The sequence below is a fragment of the Moraxella bovis genome (assembly GCF_025985205.1).
GTDB classification, from domain to species: Bacteria; Pseudomonadota; Gammaproteobacteria; order Pseudomonadales; family Moraxellaceae; genus Moraxella; species Moraxella bovis.
Window position 1 is genome coordinate 1,776,050 of the sequence record NZ_CP087840.1, and the last position, 11,335, is coordinate 1,787,384.

Sequence of the window (11,335 nt, forward strand, 5' to 3'; positions counted from 1 at the left end):
ATGCTGATGAATATCCAAAACACCGCCCCACGTCCTACATCGCCCCACCCCATTTTAAACTTAGGTTTTCGCATATTTTTTGTGGGGTCGGCGGTCTTTGCCATACTTGCCATGTTGCTGTGGCTTGCGATTTTGCAGGGTTTTGCCCCGTTTAAAGGCACGTTTAACCCCTTTTATTGGCACGCCCATGAGATGATTTTTGGTTATGCGTTGGCGGTCATCGCTGGATTTTTATTGACCGCCGTCAAGACTTGGACAAGCCAACCCATGCCCTACGGTTGGCATTTGGGGGTGATATTTGGGGCGTGGGCGGTCGCTCGCCTGCTCTGGCTTGGATTACACGCCACGCCAAGCGTTGCCATGCTTAGTGTGGCATTTGTGTTTGACTTGCTCTTTTGGGGCATGACCGCCTACTCGGTCATCAAGGCGGTGTGGGTCGCTCGCCAAAAACGCCAAATCGGTATCGTTGCCAAACTTACCCTGCTCATGCTTGCCAACATCGCCTTTTATACAGGGGTGTTTTTGGACAGCACCACCACACAACAAATCGCCCTGTATGGGGCGTTATATCTCGTCATCGGCGTGGTATTTACCATTGCCAGACGGGTGTTGCCGTTTTTTATCGTCAAGGGCATTAGCGTGGATAACAACGGCAAACCCAATGGCTTAAATATAGAACAAAAAAATTCAGCATTATTAGACAGAATGAACCTAGTCGGATTTTTTGGTTTTATCGTGTTTGATTTATTTGTCAAATCGCCCATGCTCGCCAGTGCCTTTGCTCTGGTTTGCGTGATTGCCAACATTTGCCGTCTTAAAAACTGGCATCACCCTGCCATTTGGCAAAAGCCCCTACTGTGGTCGCTTATCATCGCCTTTGGGGGCATGACCGCAAGTTTGCTGTTCTTTGTGGTGTTGCCTTTTGTTGATACGAGCGTGAACGTGCATTCGCTCGGCTTGCATGGGCTTGCCCTGTTTGGCGTGGGACTCATGACCGTTGCCATGATGGCTCGGGTATCGCTTGGACATACGGGGCGAAACATTCATCAGCCCCCAAAAACCGTGAGTGCGATGTTTATCCTGATGACAACCTCTGCCCTATGCCGTGTGGTCATGCCGATGTTTGGCGGTGATTATATGACGTGGGTACTCATCTCGCAAGTGGCGTGGGTGTTGTCCTTTGGGCTGTTTTGCGTGTCGTATGTGGGAATTTTGGCAAAACCACGCACTGATGGACTGTTTGGCTGATAGGCAAGGATTTTAAAACATGATAAAATAATGAAAATATGAGCAATGAGACGATTATGTTTAACCCTTTTAAAAAGAAAATCCACATTAATATGAGCGACATTGACAAGGTGTTGCAGGATTTTCGCCTGTACGGTCAAGCCCTGCCGACTTTTATTGATGATAAATCCTTGCATGATGACACGCTAGACATCGCCCTAAGAGTGCATAAGGACGCCAACCAAGCCGAGCTTGAACGTGTGTATCACGACCTGCGTGCCAGATTACATCTCATTGGCGTGGCAGAAGTGAATTTAAATGTCGTCTTATCCGACAAAGTCGCCCCCACCACAACCGCCAGTGCCGTGCAAACCCACACGCCCCAGTCGTCAAATCAAATCCCAAACCACGCCACAGACGACACCCCCACCAAATCCGCCCCCAAGCAGGCGGACATCGTCCCCCACCCCCGCATTCGCCACATCATCGTGGTCGCCAGCGGTAAAGGCGGTGTCGGCAAATCCACCACCACGGTCAATATCGCCCTTGCCCTACAAAAACTCGGTAAAAAAGTCGGCATCCTAGATGCGGACATCTATGGCCCGTCCGTACCTGATATGCTGGGCGTGGCAGGGGTCAAGCCTGCCGTTGAAAACGACCAATTCGTGCCGATAGATGCACACGGCATTGCCATGCTCTCCATTGGCAATTTGATTGAGAGCGATAACACCCCTGTGGCGTGGCGTGGGGTCAAGGCGACAGGAGCGTTAATGCAACTGTACAGTCAAACCAACTGGCCCCACCTTGACTATCTCATCATCGATATGCCCCCCGGCACAGGCGACATTCAGCTCACGCTCGCCCAGCGTATCCCCGTAACAGGGGCGGTCATCGTTACCACACCCCAACACATCGCCCTGCTAGACGCCCAAAAAGGCATGGAAATGTTTTTTAAAACTGATATTCCCGTCATTGGCGTGGTTGAGAATATGGCTCTGCACACTTGCACCAACTGCGGTCATGTGGACGCCATTTTTGGGGCGGACGGTGGGGCAAAGCTGGCAGAGAGATACCAAGTGCCACTTTTGGGGCAACTGCCACTTGCCACCGATATTCGCACGCAAATGGATAAGGGCGAGCCGTCTGTCATGGCAGGTGATGATTTTGCGGTGTATTATGAAAATATCGCCAAAAATATTGATGGGCAAATAGGCAAATTTGACAAAGGGGCAAGCGGGCGGATTTTTTAAATGGTATAAAATGTAAAGTGCATTAAATTTCCTGAAAAACCCCAAATTAAAGAAAACCGTTCATGGTGAGTTATACCTACCCATTTTACGGTTTTCCGCCACCCGCAGGCAGGCTCAGAGCGAACGGAAAACTAATTTTGCAGGAAGTCTATTTATAAATAGTGCATGATTTTGGCATTTTTACCACCCCATTACCACACCATTACCACACCATTCATCATCTGCCACGCCCCCGTCATGACAATGACACTGACCACCGCACACAGGGCAAACACGCCCTGACTGGCGCGACCTAACTTTTGACTCATCGCATGGCACAGCCCCAACACCACCCCCATCATCATGCCCCCAAGATGCCCTGCCACATCGATACCGGGTATGGCAAAGGTCATGACAAAGTTAATGCCCATGATGAGTGCCAAGCTCTTGGTATTTAGTCGCCACTTCTTTGCCGAGCCGAACATTGATAAAGTCAAAAGCAACATGCCCAGCCCCATGATACCGCCCGACGCCCCTGCCGACAACCCCACCCCTTGCACGCCCTCTTCTTCTATCCGTCTTAGGGTCATGTATAGGTTTAACAGATTGCCCGCCACCACCGACAGCAAAAACACCACCAAAAACCGCCACCATCCCAATATCTGCTCGCTGACCATGCCAAAATAATACATGGCAAAACTGTTAAATAGCAGATGAATCACCCCAATATGCAAAAACCCTGCCGTCACCAGTCGCCACGGCTCACCAATGAGTGTCAATGGCAAAAAGTTCGCTCCATAGCGAATCAGCTCCTGCCCTGTCTGCTCGTCAATGTTTATCCCATTCATGACTTGTACGCCCATCACCGCCACAAAGCTGATGATAAGCAGTAAGGTTGTCGGGGCGATTTTAGAGAGTTGTATTAAAGTCATGGTGATAAAATGCTAAAAAGTGAAAGTGAAAGTTAATTGACGGAATGATTTTTGTCATATTAAAATAAATTTATCAAATAAATTTTGTGGTATAAAATTGATAAAACAGCAGGACACAAAGATAGCAATACAAAAACACCAACCCATCAACACAGCTCACGCACCGCCATGACAAATCGCCGTCCGCCCAGTCCTGCCACGTCCTTTTGCATGAGTGTGTCCGCCCGACCCAAAAACTCATCTCTACCCATCAGGCTCGCCCCCAAACTCATCAAGTGCGAATTTTCCAGTTGGCAATCCACGAGTGCCACGCCCTGCCGTTGGCATAACTGCATGAGCCCCCAAAATGCCACCTTTGAGCTGTCCGTTGCCCGATGAAACATGCTCTCACCACAGAACATCGCCCCGATATTTAGCCCATACAGCCCGCCTATCAACGCACTAGCTTGTGGCTCACCTTGCCATATCTCCACGCTCACCGCCACACCAAGCTCGTGCAGTGCAGTGTACGCCTGTATCATCTCATGCCCTATCCACGTCTCATCGGCATAGGCTCGTGGCTCACTACACGCCTGTATCACATCGGCAAAGGCGTGATTGGTCGTCAGCGTCCATGTGGACTGGCGAGCCTTGCGAATGAGCGATTTTTTAGGGATAAAGTCGCTGGGCGTTAGCACACATCTGGGATTGGGCGACCACCACGCTATTGGTTTATCATGAAACCACGGAAACACCCCAGAGCGGTAGGCATGCAACAGCGTTGCCACCGACAAATCCGCCCCCACGCCCAAACATTCTTGGTCATCAGATAAGGTTTGCACCCCTTGTCTAAGATCATAAGGGCAATCATCGGCTAAGGCGTGGATTTGGTGAATGTTTATCATAAATAAAAAGGTTAATTTAAAAATTTAAAAAGTAAAAAATAAGGTGTGATAAATTATGATTGGTATTGTTAATTCAATATACCCATGGGTGGTTTTGTAGGGGCAAATTTTACAATATATCTTTCAACTGAACAATTTTATGATTAATCAGTGAGTTTGGGTAAATTTATTTTCTCATTTATCATTTTAAAAAAACATCTTGGAGCATTCCTACTATTGATAATATTTTAAATCAATTTTATAAAACAAAAATCTGCCCCCACCAGCAACCCATCATTCAGACCGCTTTAAATTTTAAAACACACCCCCATTAATGGCAAGTGTTATTTTTAATTCAACAAAACAGAAAACATTATGTTAAATAAAGATTATCGCCAACGCTTTTTTATTGAGCATTCGCCCGTGCGTGGCGATGTGGTGCGACTGTCCGACAGTTTTACCACCGTGATTAGCCAAAAAGATTATCCCCCTGCCATCAAAGCCTTATTGGGTGAGATGTTGGTGTCGGCAAGCCTGCTCATCGGCACGCTCAAAATTGACGGCAAATTATCCATTCAACTGCAATCATCAGACGACAGCTCGCCCCTGCGTTTTGCCATGGCAGAGTGCGACCACTCATCAGGACAAGAGCTGGGGGCGGTGCGTGCGTTGGCAAGTTTTGACAACAGCGATGACAAACAGGCGTTTTGGCAATCACTTTGCACCAGTGATGACGCTTTTGCCGTCATCAAAACAGGCGTGCTATTTATCAGCATTCACCCTAACTTTGGCGAGAGTTATCAAGGCATTGTCGAGCGTGTGAGCAACAATTTAGGCGAGTGCCTAGCCCACTACCAAAAACAATCCGCCCAAATCCCCACCATCATCAAACTTGCCACCGATGAGACCACAGCAGGCGGACTGCTCGTGCAACTGTTGCCCCAAACAGACGCTGACAAAGAGAACGACCCTGACCTATGGGACAGACTAAGCGTACTCACTGGCACCATCAAGGCGGACGAGCTGACCGAATTGCCTGCCGATGAAATCCTATATCGCCTGTATCACGAAGAAGACGTAGTACTGCCCGAACCCACCCCGCTTGGCTTTGCTTGTACTTGCTCGCCCGAAAAAAGCGAAGGGGCGATTTTGCAACTAGGGCATGATGAAGCCTTAGAAGTCGTGGATGCTCATGGCGGTACACTCACGCTCGATTGTGGGTTTTGTGGCAGGGAATACCGTTTTGATAAAGATGATATTAAGCAGTTATTTGCGTGATACGTCCCACCCCACCAACGCCCACTGTCATACAGTGGGTTTTTATTGGTGAAAAATATTGGTATAATCGGCGATATATTATTATCATGGAGATGTCATGATTGTAGAAATCCCCCAAGAATTACAAATGATGGTAGAGTACCGTGCCAAACAACAAGGCATATCATCACACGCCTTTGCTGTCAAAACCTTAGAGCAAGCGGTCAATCCAAGTTATGCCAATGGCGATTTTAATTTTGATTTGGCACGCATAGACCAATCTATTAAAAGCGGACGTATTGATGTGCCTGATTTTGATGATATGGATGAATTTTTGGCATGGGTAAATTCATGAAAGTTATTTTTACCCCACAATTTAAATTATGGCTAAAAAATTATCCAAAAGCCGACCAAATTAAAATCGGTTTGTTCGTAGAACACGTCAAACAGTTTGGACTTAACAACTTGCAAGGACGCAACAAATCATCAGACAATGTCCCCACTGATGACCCAAATTGGCTACAAAAAGTCAAATATGCCCAAGCCTATCGCCTGTGGCATTATCATATCGGTATACCTGATTATGCAGGCGAATTTGGCGACATGGCCAGTGAATACATTTTGCATTATCAGCGTTTTGATGATGAGATTGTCATCGTGGATATGTCCGCTTACCCACCTTTTGAACTACCTAGTATAGACCGCCTAATCTGACCATACCAACCCCACCCACATGGACGGTAAAACCGCCGACATCGCCAAAGACGGCTTTTCGGTCATGTATGAGTTTTACCCAAAGCACCCTAGGAATTACCCGATTTGCCATGAGTTTGATGACAGCATGGTGCTATTACAGCATTTGCCAACGTTGTTGATATTTGGTGTACTGGCAATCAGCCTTGGCAATGTGTGGCTCAATATTTTTATGGGCAATCAGTCATTTTTAAACGCCCTGCCCGTTACGGTGATTTTTTATTATAGTCAAACAAATTTGAAATAAGACAAGGAAAACGAGCGAAGTTGTACAAGTATTACTAAGAGCGAGTTTGACACAGTATTATTTCAAAGTTGGCAGACTATATTTGCCAGATTTGCCTTGTTTTTGTTGTACGCTCATATTCTTATGTGGCGACATCATGAGACGATGATTAAGAGCATATCGCTTTTATCAAGCATTATACCGACCGTGAAAAAACGGTCATCGGTTTTGATAGAATTTATCATGCCGAGATAAAACAACGCACCCAAACATGGTACAAAATCGTGTTGTATTATGTGGAATTTAGTGATGACGGTCTTTATTATAAAAAGCACAAAAGCACGATTGGTTATGTAAGCAATCTATTTGGCATAAGTAGCAAGCGAGCAAATCATAATACACACCATGCAAGCGTATCATGGCAGTCATGAGGTGAATTTGCCAAAAGTGAATTATATTAAACAAAAGTTTTTTTAATTAACAATAAACTACCGATACAACGTCCGCTCATTTAACAAATCAATGTCCGCCTGTTTTAGCTCAAAATTATGCAAATCCTGCTCATTGGCATAAGGATACATCAGCGCGGTCGGGTCATCATTATGCCCGATACTAAGGGCATGACCCAGCTCATGAGCCAGCACCAACCGCAAATCATCGATATTTTCAAATTCATAAATATCAATCTTATGCCCGTCAAACTGCCCCTTATGAAACTCTCGAGGCGTTAGGCGAGCATTGGCATGGTCAATGGCGTGATTGATATGCCCCGCCTTATGATTAATGCCATCTACCGCTTGGTTAAAGGCGTCTTGGGAGAGCTGATAAGCGTCAATTTTGGCATTTAGGGCTTGCTGATTGGCTCGCAACTGCTTTTCTATGCCTAGCAAGCGTTGGCGTTCGTTTGGGTCACGGGTGTGATTAATAAGATGAATGATTTGGTTATATTGCTCTTGCCAAGCGGTCAGCTCGGTTTGCAAATGGTAAAACTCATCATGCAACGCCTGTCTTTGGCGTGCCAGATTGTCCGAATCTCGCTTGTGATTTTGTTGCAGCGTGTCAAGCTCTTGCTTGATTTGTTGGCGTGCTGTAGTTTCCATTTGTCGCTCATCATAGATGAGATTGATACTTACTTTTGCACTGTCATCATAGACGAACCACTGCCGACCTGTGCCGTCATGCCATATCATCACCGCTTCATGGGCAAGGCGTTTGACTTCATCACGGCTTAGCCCAAAACGCTCATCCACATCGCCAATACGATATCGCACTCGCAAATCGGTCGGATAAGTCAGCCGATGAATCAAGCTGTTGTAGCGAACCTGTGGCTCGGTGTGGGTCTGATAGGAGAAAAACCCAAGCACCAACACCACGCCTGCCAATATCATCAGCCGAATGATTTTTAATAACGTCATTTATTTATTCAAATCAGAGAATGACTAACGTCAAATTAATCTAGCAATTTAAAAATCAATCTAGCAATTTAAAAAAATGCTCACGATAATGGCGTAACTCACGAATAGAATCTCTAATATCATCTAACGCCAGATGCGTACCGCCCTTTTGATAGCCACGAGCGACATCAGGTCGCCAGCGATAGCACAACTCTTTGACACTAGACACATCTAAGTTACGATAATGAAAAAACGCTTCAAGCGTGGGCATTTGTCTTGCCAAAAAGCGTCTGTCTTGACAAATGGAATTACCACACATGGGTGACACCCCTTTATCCACCCACTTTGACAAAAATTCAATGGTCGCCTGCTCGGCATCTGCCAATGTTACCGCACTACGGCGGACACGGTCGGTAAGACCCGACTCTCGGTGCTGACGAGTACACCATTCGTCCATGCCGTTTAGCACCGTATCGGGGACTTTGATGGCAAACACAGGACCTTCGGCAAGAATGTTAAGATTATCATCGGTAACAATGGTCGCAATCTCAATAATCTCATCTTTTTGGGTGTCAAGCCCTGTCATTTCTAAGTCAATCCAAATGAGTGCTTTTTTGGGTTTTTGGGTGGGTTTGGGGTGCGTGATATGAATCTTGGACATGATGTTCCTAATTTGGGTAAATTATCTCTTGGACAATCTGATATTATAAAGAAAAAGCAAGGAATAAAAACAAAATGGGACAACCGCCCCACTTTTAGGGCGTGCCTGCCTTTTGTATTTGCAATGAAAAATAGGGGAAATCGCACGTTTTTCAAGGAAAAAACGCAGGTTGATAGTTATTCTATCAAGCAAGTTTTTGACGATGAAAAACAAGATTTAGCCATTTTTCATGCAAAAACGATTGATTTATTTGTAAAATATTTCTATGTTGTAAATAGTGTTATAAAGGGCAGGCACGCCCTAACCAGCCAATCAACTAAATCGCTTGGGAGCTTCGTCATAGACATGGGCATGGTATTGTCGCATTTGGCGTTCCATGACCGTGGCTATCGCCGCCGAAATCATGTGCTGACCGATACTTTGGATATGCTCCGCTCCAACCATGTCCTTGACCTTATCAGCAAAGGCAATACTCACCAACGCTTCATCCGTCCCCACTTCTCGCAGGACGAGCGAGCCACTCTCCACTTCAACAAATTCCAAAATGGCTTCTTTGGCACCAAAACGTGGTCTGCCCCGCTCATCTGTGGCTAACTCATCGCCCTGCTGTGCATGAGTTTCTTCGCTGATGTCTGCCTTGACTGCTTTTTTGCGGGTGCGTTTTGGCTTGGCAGTTTGATTGTCGGTTTGGCTTTTGGCTTGATTGTCAGCATCTTCGGTGTTTTTGGCTTGACTGGTTCTGGTTTGTTTTGGTTTGTTTTGGTTTGCCTTAGCTCTTGCTTTTGTGCTTTTTGGCTGACCTGCGGTGTCGCTCACCGCTGACACATCGCCTACTTGTACATCAAGGGCGACATCTGCTGGGTCTTTTTTCTTGCGGGTGCGTTTGGGTTTGTCTTGCGGGTGCGTTTGGGTAGAGACAGACACATCATCTGTCATCACGCCCTGCTCTGCCTGCTTGTCGGATTGCTTTGCCATAAGATTGCCTACTCTTAGCGTACTTTTATATCATTAAAAACCATCTTTATATTATGGCGATTATGTCGGCAAATTTCAAGTAAACTGCCAAGCTGTACTTCCCTTTTATCCATCATCATACGCTTATTTTTTAAACGATAAACACCCAAACATCAAATAAAAGCATTTGCTAGATTTTTACAAATAAATATAAAGATAATAACTGTTATTATTTACAAAGATAATTTTTTAAGGTAAAGTACCTTGTTTGTTGTCATTTTGTATGTATTCTTACAGCTTGATAATAACCACAGTACATTTGTTTTATTTTTATAGGCATGGCTCTATGCATCAATACAACCTCCCCAAAAAATCATTGCTCGCCCTACTCATCACCACCACCATGATGTGCCACACCATACAGGCTCATGCTGATGACAGCCTAGAACCTAAAGTTCATCTTGGACATGAGACGATTACTATTAGTCGCACACCCCAAGAGGAAGTGGGCGAAACCATTGTAACTCGCCGTGAACTCAACGAACAAATGGCACAAAACAGCCAAGATCTTGTTCGTTATAACACCGAAGTAGATGTGGCAGAAGTGGGTCGTTATGGCAATAAAGGCTTTGCCATTCGTGGTGTGGATGGCAACCGTGTGGCGATGAACATTGATGGCGTGGCACTACCTGAAGTGGAGGTGAATGAAATATTCTCTCCTTACGGCTATCAATACGAAGGACGATTTAACCCAGACTTAGAGATGATGGGTAATGTGCGTATCGCTACAGGCTCTGATAGTCTACTTTCAGGGTCAGGTGCAGTTGGTGGTTCGGTATCTTATATGACCAAAGAGCCTGTTAGTATGGTCAAAAATGGCAATTTGGGCGGTTATGCCAAAGTGGGTTACACCACCAAAAACGAAGAGCTGTTGACCGCGGTGGGCTTGGCAGGCGTGTATGATAAAGCGGAGTTTTTGTTAAATTATGCTCATCGTGAGGGTCATGAGCTGAAAAATCATGACATGAAGCGCCATGATAAAAATAAACTCAATCCAATTTACGAGTTTAGCCTTGATGAGATGCCTAACGGCACAACCAGTCTGGTTCATCCTGATGCATTAGCCTATGAGCAAGATAGCGTCCTTGCAAAATTTTATTATCATATCAATGATAATCATCGGGTGTGGTGTAAAAGAGGTTAATACCCTAGCGGCGGTTCCAGGTATGTTCATGCTTGGTCTTAATTATTATAGCCCAAATAATGACTGGGAGATTCATGGCAAGGTACGTTATACTCAAGCCAAAAAATCCTCCGATGCCAAATATTTAGACACCAGACTTAAATACAAAGAAGACAAAGTTTATTGTAATAGCACTTTCTATGCAGGTTTTTGTAGTTATGGTGGTTTTTATGATTATGACAGCGCTGTGGGCGATTACTATAAAATTGATAGGGTGGCGGACGGCTACACAGAAGAGGTCAAGATCTATGACGTGGTCAATCGTAGTAAATCCACTCTACTGTTTGATGTTTATGGGTCGAAGAAATTTGGCAAGGATAAAAACTGGATTTTAAATGCAGGCATTTATAACATCACCAATGAAAAATACATTCCATGGGAAACCTTACGTCAGTTTGCCACAACCAGTGTCAATAGTTTGGTGGACAGTGAAGGTCATGGCTTTAACCGCTATACTGCCCCCGGTCGTAACTACGCGTTATCGCTAACCTATGAGTTCTAGTTAATGCCCAGTAACAAAGCCTGCCCTGATGGCGGGTTTTGTTTATTTGTCAATTATTTTGTTGTATTGTAACTATACTTAATGTTATGTTATA

Annotated in this window: 13 protein-coding genes; 8 read left to right on the forward strand and 5 right to left on the reverse strand. The window is 45.3% G+C overall.

What is annotated here, in order from left to right; translation table 11 throughout:
* A complete protein-coding gene (locus tag LP107_RS08865; RefSeq protein WP_112742118.1) occupies window positions 1-1,248 on the forward strand; it encodes an NnrS family protein in 1,248 nt (415 codons plus the stop codon).
* Window positions 1,249-1,304: 56 nt separating this feature from the next.
* A complete protein-coding gene (locus tag LP107_RS08870) occupies window positions 1,305-2,477 on the forward strand; it encodes an Mrp/NBP35 family ATP-binding protein (RefSeq protein ID WP_112742806.1) in 1,173 nt (390 codons plus the stop codon).
* 191 nt (window positions 2,478-2,668) lie between these two features.
* Here LP107_RS08870 and LP107_RS08875 read toward each other — a convergent pair whose 3' ends face one another.
* A complete protein-coding gene (locus LP107_RS08875; RefSeq protein ID WP_264676227.1) occupies window positions 2,669-3,388 on the reverse strand; it encodes a rhomboid family intramembrane serine protease in 720 nt (239 codons plus the stop codon).
* A gap of 146 nt (window positions 3,389-3,534) precedes the next feature.
* On the reverse strand, window positions 3,535-4,272 hold the full coding sequence (gene aat / locus LP107_RS08880; RefSeq protein WP_115369650.1) for a leucyl/phenylalanyl-tRNA--protein transferase: 738 nt from the start codon (window positions 4,270-4,272) through the stop codon (window positions 3,535-3,537).
* A gap of 354 nt (window positions 4,273-4,626) precedes the next feature.
* Between aat and hslO the strand changes: the two genes are divergently transcribed.
* The 4 genes from hslO (at window position 4,627) to LP107_RS08900 (ending at window position 6,508) form a co-directional block, all read left to right on the forward strand.
* Window positions 4,627-5,529, forward strand: coding sequence for an Hsp33 family molecular chaperone HslO (hslO, locus tag LP107_RS08885; RefSeq protein WP_078273741.1), 903 nt, complete (start codon window positions 4,627-4,629; stop codon window positions 5,527-5,529).
* 97 nt (window positions 5,530-5,626) lie between these two features.
* Window positions 5,627-5,863 carry a hypothetical protein gene (locus LP107_RS08890; protein ID WP_264676226.1) on the forward strand — a complete coding sequence of 79 codons (237 nt, stop codon included), beginning with the start codon at window positions 5,627-5,629 and terminating at the stop codon, window positions 5,861-5,863.
* Window positions 5,860-6,222: a hypothetical protein gene (locus tag LP107_RS08895; RefSeq protein WP_264676225.1), complete on the forward strand. Its 363-nt coding sequence runs from the start codon at window positions 5,860-5,862 to the stop codon at window positions 6,220-6,222. The genes LP107_RS08890 and LP107_RS08895 overlap by 4 nt, the downstream gene beginning before the upstream one ends.
* A gap of 19 nt (window positions 6,223-6,241) precedes the next feature.
* Window positions 6,242-6,508: a hypothetical protein gene (locus LP107_RS08900; RefSeq protein ID WP_078273739.1), complete on the forward strand. Its 267-nt coding sequence runs from the start codon at window positions 6,242-6,244 to the stop codon at window positions 6,506-6,508.
* Window positions 6,509-6,975: 467 nt separating this feature from the next.
* Here LP107_RS08900 and LP107_RS08905 read toward each other — a convergent pair whose 3' ends face one another.
* The 3 genes from LP107_RS08905 to LP107_RS08915 all read right to left on the reverse strand — a co-directional run bounded on the left by LP107_RS08905 (window position 6,976) and on the right by LP107_RS08915 (window position 9,517).
* On the reverse strand, window positions 6,976-7,902 hold the full coding sequence (locus tag LP107_RS08905; protein WP_078273738.1) for a matrixin family metalloprotease: 927 nt from the start codon (window positions 7,900-7,902) through the stop codon (window positions 6,976-6,978).
* A 55-nt stretch (window positions 7,903-7,957) separates the two neighbouring features.
* On the reverse strand, window positions 7,958-8,542 hold the full coding sequence (orn, locus tag LP107_RS08910; RefSeq protein ID WP_078273737.1) for an oligoribonuclease: 585 nt from the start codon (window positions 8,540-8,542) through the stop codon (window positions 7,958-7,960).
* 312 nt (window positions 8,543-8,854) lie between these two features.
* On the reverse strand, window positions 8,855-9,517 hold the full coding sequence (locus LP107_RS08915) for a hypothetical protein (protein ID WP_228157798.1): 663 nt from the start codon (window positions 9,515-9,517) through the stop codon (window positions 8,855-8,857).
* 325 nt (window positions 9,518-9,842) lie between these two features.
* Here LP107_RS08915 and LP107_RS08920 point away from each other — a divergent pair, with 325 nt between their 5' ends.
* The gene (locus LP107_RS08920; protein ID WP_264676224.1) at window positions 9,843-10,700 is read left to right on the forward strand and encodes a TonB-dependent receptor plug domain-containing protein; all 858 of its coding nucleotides are present in this window, start codon (window positions 9,843-9,845) and stop codon (window positions 10,698-10,700) included.
* Between the two features lie 28 nt (window positions 10,701-10,728).
* Entirely contained in the window at window positions 10,729-11,241 is a 513-nt protein-coding gene (locus tag LP107_RS08925; protein WP_264676223.1) for a TonB-dependent receptor, read from the forward strand.
* The last annotated feature ends 94 nt before the right edge of the window (window positions 11,242-11,335 follow it).